Origin of the sequence: Sporosarcina quadrami (genome assembly GCF_014836615.1) — a bacterium.
GTDB classification, from domain to species: Bacteria; Bacillota; Bacilli; order Bacillales_A; family Planococcaceae; genus Sporosarcina; species Sporosarcina quadrami.
On record NZ_JACSQN010000003.1, the window covers coordinates 161,255 to 178,266 of the forward strand.

17 protein-coding genes are annotated in these 17,012 nt (G+C 44.3%); 10 read left to right on the forward strand and 7 right to left on the reverse strand.

Annotation, left to right across the window (positions count from 1 at the left end; all coding sequences use genetic code 11):
- Window positions 1-5 precede the first annotated feature (5 nt).
- Window positions 6-1,895 (reverse strand): heavy metal translocating P-type ATPase, encoded by a 1,890-nt coding sequence (locus tag H9649_RS04515; protein WP_191693524.1) that lies wholly within the window; start codon window positions 1,893-1,895, stop codon window positions 6-8.
- A gap of 14 nt (window positions 1,896-1,909) precedes the next feature.
- Window positions 1,910-2,131, reverse strand: coding sequence for a heavy-metal-associated domain-containing protein (locus tag H9649_RS04520; protein WP_191693525.1), 222 nt, complete (start codon window positions 2,129-2,131; stop codon window positions 1,910-1,912).
- A 162-nt stretch (window positions 2,132-2,293) separates the two neighbouring features.
- Between H9649_RS04520 and H9649_RS04525 the strand changes: the two genes are divergently transcribed.
- Window positions 2,294-2,977 carry a phosphoribosylaminoimidazolesuccinocarboxamide synthase gene (locus H9649_RS04525; RefSeq protein WP_191693526.1) on the forward strand — a complete coding sequence of 228 codons (684 nt, stop codon included), beginning with the start codon at window positions 2,294-2,296 and terminating at the stop codon, window positions 2,975-2,977.
- 164 nt (window positions 2,978-3,141) lie between these two features.
- Entirely contained in the window at window positions 3,142-3,693 is a 552-nt protein-coding gene (locus H9649_RS04530; RefSeq protein ID WP_191693527.1) for a superoxide dismutase family protein, read from the forward strand.
- A gap of 37 nt (window positions 3,694-3,730) precedes the next feature.
- Here the strand turns inward: H9649_RS04530 and H9649_RS04535 are convergent, their stop codons facing one another.
- Window positions 3,731-4,861 (reverse strand): CAP domain-containing protein, encoded by a 1,131-nt coding sequence (locus H9649_RS04535; RefSeq protein ID WP_191693528.1) that lies wholly within the window; start codon window positions 4,859-4,861, stop codon window positions 3,731-3,733.
- Window positions 4,862-4,987: 126 nt separating this feature from the next.
- Between H9649_RS04535 and H9649_RS04540 the strand changes: the two genes are divergently transcribed.
- The 4 genes from H9649_RS04540 to H9649_RS17930 all read left to right on the forward strand — a co-directional run bounded on the left by H9649_RS04540 (window position 4,988) and on the right by H9649_RS17930 (window position 7,726).
- Complete coding sequence (locus H9649_RS04540) at window positions 4,988-5,851, forward strand: putative RNA methyltransferase (protein ID WP_191693529.1); 864 nt, start codon at window positions 4,988-4,990, stop codon at window positions 5,849-5,851.
- Between the two features lie 569 nt (window positions 5,852-6,420).
- Window positions 6,421-7,068 (forward strand): pentapeptide repeat-containing protein, encoded by a 648-nt coding sequence (locus H9649_RS04545; RefSeq protein WP_318241651.1) that lies wholly within the window; start codon window positions 6,421-6,423, stop codon window positions 7,066-7,068.
- A gap of 44 nt (window positions 7,069-7,112) precedes the next feature.
- Window positions 7,113-7,598, forward strand: coding sequence for a hypothetical protein (locus tag H9649_RS04550; RefSeq protein ID WP_191693531.1), 486 nt, complete (start codon window positions 7,113-7,115; stop codon window positions 7,596-7,598).
- Window positions 7,595-7,726, forward strand: a complete 132-nt coding sequence (locus tag H9649_RS17930) for a hypothetical protein (RefSeq protein ID WP_263613661.1) — start codon at window positions 7,595-7,597, stop codon at window positions 7,724-7,726. The genes H9649_RS04550 and H9649_RS17930 overlap by 4 nt, the downstream gene beginning before the upstream one ends.
- Window positions 7,727-7,803: 77 nt before the next feature.
- Here H9649_RS17930 and H9649_RS04555 read toward each other — a convergent pair whose 3' ends face one another.
- From H9649_RS04555 to H9649_RS04570, 4 genes are all read right to left on the reverse strand, one after another.
- On the reverse strand, window positions 7,804-9,933 hold the full coding sequence (locus H9649_RS04555; protein ID WP_191693532.1) for an MMPL family transporter: 2,130 nt from the start codon (window positions 9,931-9,933) through the stop codon (window positions 7,804-7,806).
- A gap of 197 nt (window positions 9,934-10,130) precedes the next feature.
- Window positions 10,131-10,331 (reverse strand): cold-shock protein, encoded by a 201-nt coding sequence (locus H9649_RS04560; protein ID WP_191693533.1) that lies wholly within the window; start codon window positions 10,329-10,331, stop codon window positions 10,131-10,133.
- Window positions 10,332-10,496: 165 nt separating this feature from the next.
- Window positions 10,497-11,495, reverse strand: coding sequence for an inorganic phosphate transporter (locus H9649_RS04565; protein ID WP_191693534.1), 999 nt, complete (start codon window positions 11,493-11,495; stop codon window positions 10,497-10,499).
- Window positions 11,496-11,507: 12 nt separating this feature from the next.
- Entirely contained in the window at window positions 11,508-12,128 is a 621-nt protein-coding gene (locus H9649_RS04570) for a DUF47 domain-containing protein (RefSeq protein ID WP_191693535.1), read from the reverse strand.
- A 220-nt stretch (window positions 12,129-12,348) separates the two neighbouring features.
- Here H9649_RS04570 and H9649_RS04575 point away from each other — a divergent pair, with 220 nt between their 5' ends.
- From H9649_RS04575 to H9649_RS04590, 4 genes are all read left to right on the forward strand, one after another.
- Entirely contained in the window at window positions 12,349-12,882 is a 534-nt protein-coding gene (locus H9649_RS04575) for a hypothetical protein (protein ID WP_191693536.1), read from the forward strand.
- A 34-nt stretch (window positions 12,883-12,916) separates the two neighbouring features.
- Window positions 12,917-14,476: a flotillin family protein gene (locus H9649_RS04580; protein ID WP_191693537.1), complete on the forward strand. Its 1,560-nt coding sequence runs from the start codon at window positions 12,917-12,919 to the stop codon at window positions 14,474-14,476.
- A 368-nt stretch (window positions 14,477-14,844) separates the two neighbouring features.
- Window positions 14,845-15,543 (forward strand): ABC transporter ATP-binding protein, encoded by a 699-nt coding sequence (locus H9649_RS04585; RefSeq protein WP_191693538.1) that lies wholly within the window; start codon window positions 14,845-14,847, stop codon window positions 15,541-15,543.
- Complete coding sequence (locus H9649_RS04590; protein WP_191693539.1) at window positions 15,533-16,804, forward strand: ABC transporter permease; 1,272 nt, start codon at window positions 15,533-15,535, stop codon at window positions 16,802-16,804. Before H9649_RS04585 ends, H9649_RS04590 begins: the two co-directional genes overlap by 11 nt.
- Window positions 16,805-17,012: the final 208 nt, after the last annotated feature.

Consider the following 17,012-nt stretch of genomic DNA (forward strand, 5'->3'; position numbering starts at 1 on the left):
ACTCCTCATTCCGGTAGTAGTTCGTGTTCTGAATTTTTCCGTTTTAACGTCTTTCTCATAGTATAGCGGATTAACCGGATGGCGTTCAAAATAACGAGCAGGACGCTTAATTCATGAATTAACATGCCGGAAGCGAGAAACACTTTGCCTAATAGCACACCTGCAAGCAGCAAAGCGACTGTGCCAACTGCAAAGAATGTGTTCTGTTTCATATTGCGGACGGTTGCTTTCGCTAATGAATAAGCATGAGAGAACTGGTCGAGTCGGTCTGCCATTAGTACAACGTCGGCAGTTTCCATTGAAATATCGGTTCCGCCTTCTCCCATCGCGAGGCCGATATCTGCTGTTGCGATTGCTGGAGCATCGTTAATACCGTCGCCTGCCATCGCGACGCGGTGTCCGGCGTCTTTCAGTTTTTTGACCATGGCGACTTTGTCTTCTGGCAGCAGTTCAGCATGCACTTGATCCAATCCTAATTGAGTACCGACGAGTTCAGCGGTATGGCGGTTGTCACCAGTGAGCATGATAATTTGTTTGACGCCGCTTGCCCGCAGTTCGCGGATCGCATCTGCCGCTTCAGGACGAATCCGGTCCGCGATTGACAGAACTCCGAAAATCTTGTCATTGATGCTTGCGAAGATTGCGGTGTTTCCGGCTTTCTCGCGATTGATAGCGTAGTCTTCAATTTCGTTAGCAATTTGAATGCCTTCAGCAATCATCAGTTGCCGGTTCCCGATTGCGAGTTGCTTTCCTTCGATTGTGGCCCGGATGCCATTTCCTTTGATCACTTCAGCGTTTTCGGGTTCATTACGCAGCTCTAGACCTTGGCTTTTCGCTTCTTTGACGATTGTCTGACCGAGGTGGTGCTCCGAGATCATTTCGGCTTCCGCGACGAGGCGCAGGAGATCAGTCTTTTCAATGCCGATTGCATGGATGTCTGTTACTTCTGGTTTGCCGCGTGTTAATGTCCCGGTTTTATCAAAGACGACCGTATCGATTTTTGCGAGCTTTTCCATAATGTCGCCGCCTTTAATCAAAACCCCGTGACGAGCTCCGTTTCCGATACCTGCAACAATCGAAACGGGTGCAGAGATGACGAGCGCACCTGGGCAGGCGATGACGAGGAATGTGAGTGTCATTTCAATATTTCTTGTGAATAAATAAACGAGTACAGAAAGCGCAATGATTGCAGGTGTGTAAATATTGGCGAAGCGGTCAAGGAATTTCTCTGTTTTCGATTGAGATTCCTGTGCTTCTTCCACAAGTTCGATGATGCGTGCGAATGTCGTGTCATCTCCGACACGCTCCGCGATGACTTCGATGAATCCGTTATCAACGATTGTCCCGCTGAAAACACGGTCGTCAACCGATTTTGAAGCTGGAACGGATTCGCCTGTTATTGCTGCTTCGTTCATTGTTGCGTTCCCTGTCAAGATTTTGCCGTCGATGGCGACTTTTTCACCGGACCGGATGATAACGCGGTCGCCTTCTACAACGTTGTCGACCGAAATTATCATCGTTTCTCCGTCCCGGATGACTGTCGCTTCGAGTGGAGCCATGTCAACGAGCGCTTTCAGCGAAGAGCGAGTTTTTTCAAGCGTACGTGCTTCGAGATACGCGCCGAATAAAAACAAGAATGTCACTGCAGCGGATTCAACGTATTCTCCGATGAACAACGCACCAACAACGGCGATTGTCACTAATAATTCAATGCTGAAAGCTTTCATTTTCAATGCTTTGAACGCTTTAAAGGCGATCGGGATGCCGGCAAGGACTGTTGCCGCAATGAGCAAGATTTGCCGCCATTCATGGAATCCTATTAAATGGAGCCCGATTGCCGCTGCGAGCAATAGGCCTGTGGCAGCGGTGATCCGGGTTGTCTGTTTCGCATTCATTTACTTTCACTCCTTCATGAGACTTTTTGTGAGATGATCGGATACCCAAGTCCGGAAACTGTTTTCGCGATTGTTTCCGCTTCGATTTTGTCCTCATCGAATTGCGCGCGCACCTTCCCGGAGTTGAACATCACTTTAGCTTCGGTTATGCCGTCCAGTTTTCTCAACGCACTTTCAATTTTCTTAATGCAAGATGGGCAAGTCAGCGGCTCCAAGTTCAATACGATTTTTTTCAATATCCTCTACCTCCATGTAGTTGTTTTGTTCTTCTTAACTACATAATAGGGTGTTTTGTAAAATGAAACCTTGACCTCCGTCAAGTTTTCACTTTTTATCAATAGGAAACTGCTCTATACTAGAAGTGGGACTACATTTTCGAATAGAGAGGAAACGTGGGCATGGAACTTGTATACAAAGGAAAGACGAAAGACGTTTATAAATTGGAAGATGGCAATGTGTTATTGAAATTTAAAGATGATGTAACTGGAGAAGATGGTGTATTCGATCCTGGTGCAAACACAGTCGGATTGACGATTAAAGGTGCAGGCCAATCGGGTTTGCGCATGACGACGTTCTTCTTCGAGAAGTTGGCAGAGCAAACGATTCCAACGCATTTTATTACATCGGATATTGAAGAAGCGACGATGACTGTTAAAACCGCAACCGTTTTTGGCAAAGGACTTGAAGTCATCTGCCGTTTCCGTGCAGTCGGCAGCTTCCTACGTCGTTATGGTGCGTATTGTGAAGAAGGACAAACGCTTGACGCGTTCGTTGAAGTGACGATCAAGGACGATGACCGAAACGACCCACCCATTTCAAAAGACGCACTCGCTCAACTTGGCATTCTGACAACTGAGGAGTATACGGTGTTGGAAAAACAGACGAAGGAAATTTCACTAGTCGTGAAAGATGAACTTGCAGCAAAAGGACTGGATTTGTACGATATTAAGTTAGAATTTGGCCGCGACAGTGAAGGCAATATTATGCTGATCGACGAAATTTCTGGCGGCAATATGCGCGTGTATAAAGAAGGGCAATATATTGCACCGATGGATCTTGAGAAATTGGTACTTGCAAAGTAAATTATGGAACCCGCTGTTCATTCCGAGAAATTGGATTGAGCAGCTTTTTTTAATGGACATTCCTTCTCTTTTTCAGTAATGCCCTTTGCAGAAAATATTACCATACATAAATTCATGTTGAATGGGCAAGCTTGGCAAGAGTGAAATTAGAGGAGGAATGGAATATGAAGAAAAAGTTTATAATCCTTATAGCTATGAGCATCATGCTTGTCATTGCGGGGTGTGGAAAGAAAGATAAGAAAATGCCAGTCAATGGGGAACAGGTGAAGGCGATTGTAGCACCGCTCATCAATACGAAAGGCGAGCCGATTGGGGAAGTGTCGCTCGTTCAGGAGCCTGAAGGGGTAACGATTCATGTTGAAGCGAAGGACTTGACGCCAGGTGTGCATGGTATTCATATTCATGAAACGGGTACATGTTCACCTCCTGATTTCAAATCTGCTGGAGGACATTTCAATCCGACTGGCAAAGAACACGGCTTCGACAATCCGAAAGGTTTCCATCTCGGAGACTTGGTGAATATTGAAGTCGATGAATATGGTAAAGTATCCAAAGTACTGACAACGTCCGAAGTTACATTGAAGCCAGGACTTGAAAATTCGATTGTAAAAGAAGGCGGAACAGCAATCGTCATTCATGAAAAAGCAGATGATTACAAAACTGATCCAGCAGGGGATGCTGGAAATCGAGTCGCATGTGCTGCAATCGGAAAGTGAAAAAATGGCCTACGCTGAAATGAGCGTGGGCCATTTTCTATTGCAAAAAGAAGTTCTCTGTATAATACGGCTGGAATTCCTCATTGAACGCGACGCCAATGCCAAGATGACTATAATCTTCAATGAGAATATTATCCCGGTGGCCTTTCGAATTCATCAGTCCCTCATGCGCAAAAATGCTGCTCGACTGTCCGTATGCTAAATTTTCGCCAGCCCTGCGGTACTTGATAGAATCCTCTTTCATTCGGTCGAACGGAGACTGTCCTTCCAAATTATCATGACTGAAGTAATTATGAATCGCCATGTCTACACTGTGCTTGCGGGCGGTTTCTGAAATCGCATCATTCCATTGTAAAATGGAGCGTCCGTGCCTGACACGGGCGGCGTTCGTCAAATCGAATAGTTGCTGTTCGAAACCATTGCGCAAAGAGGCATCTCCTTCTGCGTACATTCCGGATTTCTGGTGTTCGAGGGCATTTGTTACAAGTTGCAAAGCAGTCACAGTAGTGCCTTCGTGGATATCATAAAACACATACGTATAGCTGTCGCCTGTTTTAAAGAGGTCCATCCCTTCATTATCCTGAAGGACATAAATGCCGAACCCTTTGCGAATTTCTTTCAGAGGAGTTCCATACGCATTTCGGACTTCTTCTTTCGTGCTGCCGTAGCGGATTCCTGCTTTTGAAGTGATGAGATCGTCATTAGTATATAGGGCGTTCACTTCCCGTTTTTCATCAAAAGAGACCATGACGAAGTTCTGGTAATCTTCATGGTAGGTGAACCACTCGGTACCGTAATCATTCAAAGTATAATTTTTCGATTCTCCGAGTTCCGCTGTCACTTCGGCTTCGGTTGCGCCTAGTTCAATATTATGAATGGAAATAGCGGAATGATCGGGTTTCAGAAGTTCTGGTTTAGCGATCTTTTCAGGAATGATCCGTTCGACTCCAGATGATTTCGACGTGATGAAAATAGTGACGTCATTGACTGTATCGCGAATGGAACTCATCGCGGAAGTGATGGATTCTTTATTAAGCATGGAATCTATTTTTGCATCTACGGGATCCAGGAAGGAGAGGTCGACGTACTTCGAAACAGGCTCTTCCCATAAAGGTTTTGCGATATAGATACCGACTATGAGAATGACAAATAGTAAAATACGTTTCAAACAATCATCTCCTTTCTACTATTGTACCCGCAGAAGCAGCGATAGATACAGCGGAAACCATCGATAGTTTGAGTGCGCGTGAAAAGACGGTATACTAGAAGAACAATAAGAGATCGGGGTAATGATATGAAGCTATCTAAAAAGATGCAAAATGTGAAAGTTATGGAGAATAATGAGCGGCTTTTTAGCTGTCCAATCTGTTCCTCAGAGATGATGCTTGAGGATCAGGTGAGATTCGTCTGCACGAATGGACATTCATTCGACTTGGCGAAAAGCGGATATGTCAATCTGGCGCCTCAAGCCCATACGACAAAATATGATAAAACGCTTTTTGAAGCACGAACAGCAGTAATGAGCAGCGGCTTTTTCGAACCGATTATCCATAAGCTTGTGGAGCAGGTGATTCAACAAATCGGACATGTGGACAACCCTGTTATATTGGATGCGGGTTGCGGAGAAGGTACGCATTTATCCATGATGCATGCACAGCTTCCGGGTGAAGCTGTCGGTATCGGCATCGATCTCGCGAAAGAAGGGATCGTTACTGCATCCAAAATGTATCCGGGTTTCATCTGGAGTGTTGCGGATCTAGCGGCAATGCCGTTTCGAGATGAACAGATTGATGTCATCCTGAATGTGTTGTCACCAGCCAATTTCGCCGAGTTCACTAGACTGCTGAAACCTGGCGGCGCTGTAGTGAAAGTCGTGCCGGAAAGCGGCTATTTGAAAGAGTTGCGGGAAGTTTTTTATGAAGGTAAACCACAGAAAGAAGAGTCAGACCCGGTCGGCCGATTTGCGGAACACTTTGATAGTGTGCAATCAGAGCGTGTGACGTATACATTTGAATTGCCAGAAGGACTACTCTCTCCGCTTATCCATATGACCCCGCTTGCGTGGGGCGCAGGAGTAGAGAAGATTGAGGAAGCATTGCGTATGGGAATTCGTGAGATTACGATTGATTTGCGAGTGATTTGGGGGATTAGGCGATAAAATTATTGGGATAATGTGGCGGACGCTACTAACGAAACGTAGAGTGCGCAACGAAACGTAGGTATCGCGTATCGAAAAGTAGAAGGGTCGTAACGAAATGTACTGGCTTCGTAACGAAACGTAGAGTGCGCAACGAAACGTAGGCATCGCGTATCGCAAAGTAGAAGGGTCGTAACGAAACGTAATGGCTTCGTAACGAAAAGTAGAGTGCGCAACGAAACGTAGACAGCGCGTATCGAAAAGTAGAAGGGTCGTATCGAAACGTAATGGCTTCGTAACGAAAAGTAGAGTGCGCAACGAAACGTAGACAGTGCGTATCGAAAAGTAGAAGGATCGTAACGAAATGTACTGGCTTCGTAACGAAAAGTAGAGTGCGCAACGAAACGTAATAAGGCGAGGTAGCGGTGATAATCGGTCTTATACCATGTTTTATTCAAAATAAGGGGGCTCGTTACATGTTCAGTGGAATTAGTTCGATTCCAAGTTGGTTTTACTTGTTGGCGTTTATTGTCGTCATCTTGCTCGTCATCATTATTGAATGGAAAACGCGATAGGGGGAGAAAGCATTGGTGAAAGCGAAAGATAAGCGGCAGAAGCCGAAATTGTCGGTGGATCATCAACTGATTCGGCTGGGAGATATTTGGAGCAGGGACGGATTTATTGATCAAGTACGCATTGAAGGCGGAACGATGCCGGACGCGGAAGAGGAGCGGCTTGTTTTCGACAATTGCCTATTCAAAGATGTGTCTTTTGCGACAGGTAAGTGGAGAGGTGTGGAGTTTGTCGATTGCCGATTTGAGCGTTGCGACTTCTCAAATGCTCATTTGGAGAATGGTACGTTGCATCGATGTGAATTCGTTAATTCGAAGCTGACAGGTACTGAGCTTTCCAATGCTAAAATTGGTCATATACTCATTGACGATTGTGATGTCCGCTATGCTAATTTCAATTTCTCGCTATTGAAAGAAGTGGAGTTTGCAAACTCGAGTATAGAGGACAGCGATTTCTATGAGTGCGAATTCAAACAAGTGCGTTTTAAGAAGTGCAAATTGCATAATGCAAACTTCTCGGAAACAGATATGAATGGTGTCGATTTGTCCGATAATACATATGAACGCATTGAAGTGTCGCTTGATAAAATCGAGGGTTGCATCGTTTCTAGAGAACAGGCAATCGGATTTGCGCGTGTACTAGGTTTAACGGTGAATGAAGAATGATGGTATACTGAAAACACATTTGAAATAGAAAGAGTGGCAAAATTATGCTTACATTTGAACAAAAACAACAAATTATTGAGACGATTCCTGGACTTACACGCAAAGAAGTGTCGATGAAGCGGGTTAATTATCATTTTGAAGATAGCTTATATGAAAAAACAGTCGTTGTGCAGCATTTGCATCCTAACGGTAATGGATTTGTTTACGTTGAAGGAATCGAAGGATACGAAACGGATGATCGTGGACTTGTCAATATCCGTGAGGCATCTGAAGAGGAATTAAGAAAGACGATTCTAGATGCAATCCGAGCGTTGTCGACAGAAGAAGATAAGGAATCTGAAGTGCAACATCGTGAAGAAGTATGGGTAAACGGAGAAGGACATTCGTTGACGCTGTTAGAAGAGGATAATTTCTTTAACATCTACCATGGCCTTAACCTGGAAGAAAGTTTCGGGGATTATGGTGAAGCGACAGCTTACTTGAAAGAGGAGAACTTCAAACTTGTAAAAAGCGGAGGGGAAGCTGAGTGAATGGAAAAACGCTCGTTATCGGGCTCGTCTTATTCGTCATTGCAATTTCAGCAGCTATCTATTTCACAATGATGGCGGAGTTTGATAAGGATACACCTGAAGAAACGACAACTGTTGTTGTTGAGTAATGAAAAACCGCCTGTCTCAAAGGAGTATCCAATGAGACAGGCGGTTTTATGTTACTATTCAGCGTTATTATAGCGGATCAATGCCAGTTCCCGGCCTTATATTTGCCTTTCCTAAAAGGCATCCACCAGTTCCACTTACCAAACAACTTCATCAAACTTGGGACGAGCAACAAACGAATGATCGTTGCGTCAATGGCAACCGCGATCGCGATACCGACACCGATCTGTTTGACAGGCATGACGTCCGTAAATGCGAAAGCGCCAGTGAGGACAATCATAATCAATGCGGCGGATGTAATGATTTTACTTGTCGTCGCAAGCCCTTCGACTGTCGCGTGATCATTATCGAATGTCTTTGCATATTCTTCCTGCATCCGTGAAATCAGGAACACTTCATAGTCCATGCTCAAGCCGAATACAAGGCTGAACACGATAACCGGAATAATTAAAGCGATCGTTCCTGGATGCAACCCAAAGTGGCCATATTGGAAAATGTACACGAGAATGCCGAATGTCGCTGACAGTCCGACGATGTTCATGATGATCGCCTTGAAAGGGATCAAGATTGAACGGAATGCAATCATTAAAATAATGAACGTGGATACTAAAATGAGCAACAAGACAGAAACGATATTGTCGAAAATTTCATCGAAAATCTCCTGGTTGAACTTTGGTTCACCGCCGACGAGCAAGTTCCAATCGGCATTCGCTGACCAGTCGCGTGACCATTGTTGCGCTTCGTCTGTTGACCCTTTCGCATTTAACGTCACAGGAATGAGCAATTGATCATCTTTCACAAATGTCTCAAGCAACGGTTCGAGTTGCGCCTCCATGTCAGGCACTTGCATCGCTTGCTCCCATTCTTCAGGAGAGGATACACCACTTGCTGTAAAAATTGTTGTTACATCATCAACTAACGAATCCTCCGTCAAATCATCTTGCAACGCTTTCAAATCTTTCAATCCATCTTCGTCTACCCAGCCCCCTGGACGTTCTGCGACAATGTACACACTCGATTGGTCGCCGAGTCCAAATGTCTCGTCCATCAGCTCGTAAGAAGAGCGTGAATCATACGAAGTCGGCAATGAATCAATTTGGGGAATTGTCAAATCCATGTTCTTTACAGGGATCACGGCTATTCCGAGAAGAATGAGCGCGCCGATTGTAATCATGACCGGGCGTTTAATGACGGCGTTTGCAAATTGTCGCCATCTGTCTGAACCGTTTTCTTTCACTTTAATAATTTGGCCTTTGTTCAGACGATCACCAAGCGCAATTAAAATCGCAGGTAACAACGTGACGGAACTGAGTACAGCCATTCCGACAACAATCATGCCCCCGAGTGCGATGTTTTGGAAAATCTCCACTTTGATAAGGAACATTGCGCCTAGACCGATGAATACACAAAACGCAGAGAAAATCACCGAACGTCCAGCCGTCCGAATCGTTGTTGCAGCAGCTTCAAGGACATCACTTTTCAAACGCTCTTCACGATAGCGGCTTATGAAAAGCAGAGAGAAATCGATGCTCAAGGCAAGACCTAACATCGGAACAATATTTAGTACAAATATTGCTAAATCCATCTGTCCTCCGATAAGCGACAAAATGCCGAACGTCGTGGCGATTGTTGTCACGCCGACAATTAACGGAACGACGGATGCCATAATCGTACCAAAAGCAAACAGCAACACAATAATCGCAATTGGTAATCCAATCGCTTCCGCCTTCATCAAATCACGCTGACTCGCCGCGTTAATGTCTTTTGTAAAAGCGGACTGTCCAGTTAAAACGATTCCTTTTTCGTCACCGATTTTGTTTCGGATATCCGTAACAACAACGGACATGTCACGGTCGGTATTATCGAAATGGAGCATTGCGTAAGAGACTGAATCGGTATACTGTTCCTTTTCATCAAGAGGAGATACGATTTCAGAAGTCAAACCGAGCTTGTCAACCTTTTCCAGTGTGGATGAAATTTTTTCGTCATTCACGTTTTCGAATACGATAAACATCGTTTCAGCAGGTAAATCGAAGGTCTCGGAAGCAATCTTCATCACCTGCTCGTGTTCTGCATCCATTCTGAAACCGTCACCTTCGAGAAGTCCTGGCAACCGAATTGCAAGTAGGGCCATAATGACAAACAATACTGCCCACGTAACGATAATGGATTTATAAAACTTTGTAACAAACCGCGCCAATGTGCGCATGACATCGTCCTCCCAGAATCTTCATCTATTCTCTTATCATAGCTGAATTGTAGTAGAATGTCTTTTCTTGAGAGTAAGGACTTTGAGGTTTTGTACGCGGGAATCATATAATGCTTAGGAGTATCAGGTTAGCGTTTGAATAAAAAAGCAAAAAAAACCACTTCTTAAAAGAAGTGGCTTTGAAAGGTTAATTTAAATTAGTTTTTTTCAACATTAGTAGCTTGAAGTCCACGTTGACCTTGTTCGATTTCGAAAGTCACGTCTTGGCCTTCTTCAAGTGTTTTGAATCCTTCGCCTTGGATTGCGGAGAAATGTACGAATACATCGTCGCCGTCTTCACGTTCGATGAAGCCATAACCTTTTTCTGCGTTAAACCATTTTACTTTACCTTGTTCCATGTTTGTTTCCTCCTAGTGTGGTTAACTATCCACACAATGTTACTATCCTTGCTCAAGTCGTGAAGCGGTCTAGCGTTAAATCGAGACCTTCATGCATGTCGAACAAAAATAATTCTCCTTTATCATAACAGAAAAGATTTTACAATGCAAGAAGAAAGATTTCTATTAGAAGAATAAGTTCAACAATTGATAGATGATTGCAGCGAGAGCGGCAGAGATTGGCATTGTAATGATCCATGTAAGAACAATCTTCTTAGCGACGCCCCATTTTACACCTTTGACACGTTGCGCCGAACCGACACCCATGATTGCTGAAGAGATGACGTGTGTCGTGCTGACTGGAAGATGGATTAATGTTGCACCGAAAATGATCATCGCTGAACTCAGGTCGGCTGCAGCACCGTTAACAGGACGGATTTTCATAATTTTACCGCCGACGGTTTTGATGATTTTATATCCGCCGATGGATGTTCCGAGTCCCATCGCGGTCGCAGCAGCAATACGAACCCATAGTTGGATGTCGTCGCCGGTTTGCAGTTGTGCTGCGATCAATGCCATCGTAATGATACCCATCGCTTTTTGCGCATCATTTGTGCCGTGTGTGAATGATTGTAGAGCGGCAGTCCCGATTTGTAAGTAGCGAATTCGTTTATTCGCTTTAAACAGGTTCCGGTTTTTCAGCAATACTTTAAACAGCGTCATCATGAGGAATCCGCCGGCGATTGCAATGAACGGTGAAATGAGCAATGCTTGCATGATTTTAATGAATCCGGTGTAGTTCAGTACTCCGAAGCCAGCAGCAGATATTGCCGCTCCAGCGATGGAACCAATTAAAGCATGGGATGAACTTGATGGAATCCCGAAGTACCATGTAATAAGGTTCCATGCGATTGCAGAAATAAGCGCTGCCAAAATGACGATTGACCCTTTTTCCAGTAAGAATGGATCTACAATGTCTTTTGATATCGTTTTTGCGACCCCTGTAAAGGTCAGTGCACCGATAAAGTTCATAACTGCAGCCATATAAATAGCTGTCCGTGGTTTTAACGCGCGTGTCGAAACTGAAGTAGCGATGGCGTTAGCAGTATCGTGAAATCCATTAATGAAGTCGAATGCGAGTGCGAAAACGACTATTGCTATTGTGAGAAACAAAATCATGTCCATGAAGTATACTCCTTATGCGTTGCGCATGATGATTGTTTCGATTGTGTTAGCAACATCCTGGCAGTGGTCTGCGACATCTTCCAGTAGTTCGTAAATGTCTTTAAATTGGATGATGCGGATTGGATCTTTTTCACGGATGAATAACTGCTTGATGGATGTTCTGAGCACTTCATCGCAAATCCGTTCATACTCTTTTATGAGCACAGCATGATCGCGCATTTGAACAAGCTTCTTTTTCGCCAATAATTGCATTGCTTTGACGATTTCATCGGTACTTTTCCGAATGTTCTCCATGAATTTCTGGACGTATTCGTCAATGTCTGTCAGTGAGAACATTTCAAGATTAGCGGCGAAATGTTCGATACCATCAAGTATGTCATCCATCTTAATCGCAAGTTGCAAAATATCTTCTCGCTCGATTGGTGTCATGAATGAAGTGTTCAGCTTTGTAATAAGTTCATGAATCATCGTGTCGCCTTCTGTTTCATATTTCTTCAGGCGAATGCTAACTTCTTTCAGATCGGCTATGGATGTAACTTTATAGTCATCTGCATAATGCACAGCTGATTGGACGTGTTCCGCAATCGTCAAAAGTGCTGTGAAAAAGGGATCGGTTTTACGTGGACTAAACATCTTTGGACCTCCATCCGTCACCGGAAATTTTCAGTAGTCCTATCATAGCAAATTTTTATTGAAATAAGTATAGTTTTATCTGTGTCAAATATAAAAAAATGGAGTATGAATTAAGGATGATGAATTAGGGAACGTAACTTATTTTTGATTAATTTGAAACCTTTCACAAATGTATGCGTAGATATAGTAGAATTCATGTTAGAGAAGGAGAGGTGAGAAGATGGAATTGTTCGGAATGCCGGTTCTCAATGTCTATTTGACAGTGTTGATCATCTCGGGTTTAGCGACGGTCCTGTATTTGTTCTTCAGTGATATTGCGGAAGGTATCGGGGAAGCCAGTCCATTGTTAGATCCAGCGGTCATTTTAGCTTTCATCACATTTACATCAGCTGTCGGGTACATCCTGGAGTTGACGACAGAATTAGGCCATATGCTAATTATCATCCTGGCAATTGCCATTGCAATCGGATTGGACTTTTTACTCTATTTCTTCGTACTCCTTCCATTGAAGTCTGCGGAAGTGTCGCTCGCTTACACGGACGAATCGCTCACAGGGCAAGTCGGGAAGGTTATTGTCCCGATACCAGCAGATGGCTTCGGTGAAATCGTCATCTCTACAGTGAATGGCATCATTTCAAAGAGGGCTGCAGGGTACGAAAACGCGGAGATTGACTACGACAAAGAAGTCCTTATCATCGAAGTTAAAGAGGGAACTTTCATCGTCAAGGAGTATGAGCCTTTCCGTTTCAAGTAAGGAAGCATTTAGCTAATTTAAAGGGGGAATTGTAATGCCGGAGTTAGGGTTATTAGTTGTAATCGGAATTGTAGCATTTATTTTGTTGGCAATCGTACTTGTCTATATTTCGAAATATAAGACAGTCGGACCCGACGAAGCACTTATTGTAACAGGTAGTTATTTAGGAAGTAAAAACGTACATACGGATGACTCGGGCAATCGCGTCAAAATCATCCGTGGCGGTGGTACGTTCGTGTTCCCGGTTTTCCAACAGTCACAGCCACTGAGTTTACTGTCAAGCAAGTTGGAAGTTACAACGCCTGAAGTGTACACAGAACAAGGTGTGCCAGTGATGGCAGATGGTACTGCAATCATTAAAATCGGAGGTTCGATTCCGGAAATCGCGACGGCAGCGGAGCAATTTTTAGGTAAATCGAAAGCCGACCGCGAAAATGAAGCGAAAGAAGTGTTGGAAGGTCATCTCCGTTCAATCTTAGGGTCGATGACAGTTGAAGAGATTTACAAAAATCGTGATAAGTTTTCCCAGGAAGTACAGCGGGTTGCATCTCAAGACCTTGCGAAAATGGGATTGATCATTGTTTCATTCACGATTAAAGATGTTCGTGATAAGAATGGATACTTGGATTCACTAGGTAAGCCACGTATCGCTCAAGTGAAACGTGATGCAGACATTGCGACTGCTGAAGCTGAAAAGGAAACACGCATCAAAAATGCTGAAGCATCGAAAGAAGCGCAGAAGGCTGAAATCGAGCGTGCAACTGAAATCGCAGAAGCGGAAAAAGAGAACCAATTGAAAGTGGCGGATTATCGCCGCGAGCAAGATGTCGCGAAAGCCCGTGCTGACCAAGCGTATGAGTTGGAATCCGCACGTGCGAAGCAGGAAGTTACGGAGCAGGAGATGCAAGTACGCATCATCGAGCGTCAGAAGCAGATTGAACTGGAAGAGAAAGAGATTTTGCGTCGTGAGAAACAGTACGACTCTGAAGTTAAGAAGAAGGCGGATGCAGATCGTTATGCAATTGAGCAAAACGCAGCAGCTGATAAATCCCGTCAGATGGCTGAAGCGGAAGCGGAGAAATACCGAATTGAAGCGCATGCAGCAGCTGAAGCTGAAAAGATTCGTCTTGACGGTCAAGCACGAGCAGATTCACAGCGCGCACAAGGTGAATCGGAAGCTGATGTCATCCGTCTGAAAGGTCTCGCAGAAGCCGAAGCAAAACGTAAGATTGCCGAAGCGTTCGAACATTATGGCCAGGCAGCTGTGCTTGATATGATCGTCCATATGATTCCTGAATACGCGAAACAAATTGCAAGTCCACTTTCTAACATCGACAAGATTACAGTCGTTGACACGGGTGGCGGCGAAGGCGGCGGTGCAAACAAAGTGACGTCATATGCGACTAACTTGATGGCCACTTTGCAAGAAACGTTGAAAGAGTCATCCGGCATTGATGTCAAAGAGATGATGGAAAGCTTTGTAGGTAAAAACAATTTGCGTCCTAGCCTTGATAATTTGACAGAAGAATATCGTGCAAAGAAAGCGACTATGGTCGAAACTAAGCATGACGAGAAGCAAGATGAAGAGAATTAATTGAAGACGACATCCGGTCCGCCTAGGCGGTTCGGGTGTTTTTCTTTTATACGGTGAAGTGCGTTAATTTGTCAAAAGCATTTCGCGCGAGTTGGTGTGGGTGGGCGCTGCGTTGCGCGCCCATAAAATGGTGTGCCGCGCTCGTAAAAGTCGTTTGTGCGCTCGTAAAATGGTGTGCCGCGCTCGTAACTGTAGTTCGCGCGCCCGAAAACAGTCTCCACCCGCGCATGTGGAATTTGGAGTTCGTTCAATTCGACATGTAATCCGCTCAACCTCTCTTATCTTAAGAATATCTTCATAAATCCCCTCACTTCCTCTTAAGATTCCCCCTGTAAACTGAAGTAAGTTACTAAGTTGGAGGGGAAATTATGATACATGTTCAGGAATTATCGCATTCATTCAAAATAGGAAAGAAAGGAAAGGAGAAGCAGGTGCCGGTACTGAAAGAGCTATCCTTTTCAATTGAGAAAGGGGAGATTGTATCGATTGTCGGACGGAGCGGATCGGGGAAATCGACGTTGCTGCATATAATGGCTGGTTTTCTGAAGCCTGATACGGGAACTATCCAAGTCGACAACGTGCATACATCGGCATTCAATGAAGCGGAAAGCGCGCAATTTCGTCTGACGCATTTCGGTTTCATCTTTCAGAATTTCCAGCTCATGCCGGGTTTGACGGCATTTGAGAATATTGAGCTACCACTGAAACTGAAAGGTGAAAACAAGCATATTCGTAAAAAAAAGGTGAAGGATCTGCTCCAACACGTCGGACTGACAGATGTCCAAAATCATTATCCAAATGAATTATCAGGCGGTCAGCAACAACGGGTGAGTATCGCGAGGGCGCTTGTCACAGATCCCCCGATCATTTTTGCGGACGAGCCCACGGGAAGCCTGGATTCCGAAACGGAACAGGATATTCTGTTGCTCATCCAATCGCTCAATAAAACGCGTGGTATCACTTTCGTCATTATTACGCATGACGACACAGTGGCGGAAACAGCAAACCGCATTTATCGCATGCATGATGGTGAATTAACGGAAAGAGGTGCGTCCCATGCAATTTAAAGATCAACTCGACTTTGTCAGGCAACATATTAAAAAGAACAAACTCCGCGTCTTCATGACAATACTGGCTGCGACAATGGGAACTGCATTCCTCATTGTTCTGGCATCTGTTGGTTTCGGAATACATGATACAATGCGCAGTGAAATTCTTGATAACCGTATGGTGAATCAAATCGAAGTATATGCTGAAAAGATGGACCAAGCGGAAGTGGAAGAACTGAAGAAGCGGGATCACATCAAAGCCGTAGTTTATCGTCAATCTGTAAGTCTCCAGCAGAAAACAGGATTGGATGAATTTATTGGAGAAAATGGATTAATTGTTACGGATTTCAAAGAGGAAAAGAAGGTCGGTTTCGAACTGAAAGAAGGCAGGTTACCTGAAAACGCCGGTGAAATAGTAGTGGGAAGTGATTTTGCAGAGAGCTTGTTTATGGAAGCATCCACAGAAAGTGAACAGGAACCCGTTACCTACAAAGGTTCATTGGTAGGCAAACAGGTCACATACAAAATGGGTCTTTACGAGGAACCGGAAATGTTCCCTGAAGAAACAATATTCACTATCGTCGGAATCGCAAAAGAACCTGCGAAAGATTGGATGCAAGACTACAATATGTATGCAGATGCAGCAATCATTCCAACGCTGAATCCCATCTTCGAAGGGCATGTTGATGATGAAAATAGTCAATTATTATACGGGAATGTCAATGTCTACGCGGACAAACTGGAAAACGTCACAACAGTTAGCAAAGCGTTAAAAGATGAAGGGTACTCGGTCTATTCCATCGCTGACCAGCTTGAACAGATGGACGTCTTCTTTCTGGCGTTCAAAGCGGGGCTCGTCTTCGTCGGTACGATTGCGATTTTGATTGCATCGATCGGTATTTTCAACACAATGACAATGGCAGTGACGGAAAGAACACGCGAAATCGGCGTCATGAAAGCGCTAGGGGCTAGTCCGAAATTGATTCAACGATTATTCTTAATGGAAAGTGCATGGATTGGCATCATCGGTACACTCATAGCAGTTGTCATTTCCTATGGCGTCAGTTTCATCGCCAATTTAGTATTGCCGATTATTGTAACTGCAGCGCTTGGCGAAGAAGAATTTGGCGATTTGAGCGTCACATTCTCAATCATTCCGTGGCAACTTGTCATCATCGCATCAGCAATCAGTTTGACTGTCGCCATGATTTCAGGTTGGCGTCCGGCTCGCAAGGCGACGAAAATCGATGTCATACAGGCATTAAGACAGGAACTATAAAAAAGTTGGTGTATTCTTTTGATTCTACTAGTGTATAGATTTCCGCAAGAAAATCGGAGAAATCAGACGCTTTTTGGCTGACGAAGAAAGCCGGTACAAGTATAGAAGGGAATCATCCAGTACTCCAGTTTACTTCCGGAAAATCACACGGTTCGGGTGATGAAATCTCTATTGAAGCGGTGCAGAAAATTAGTTCGATTGGAAAGGT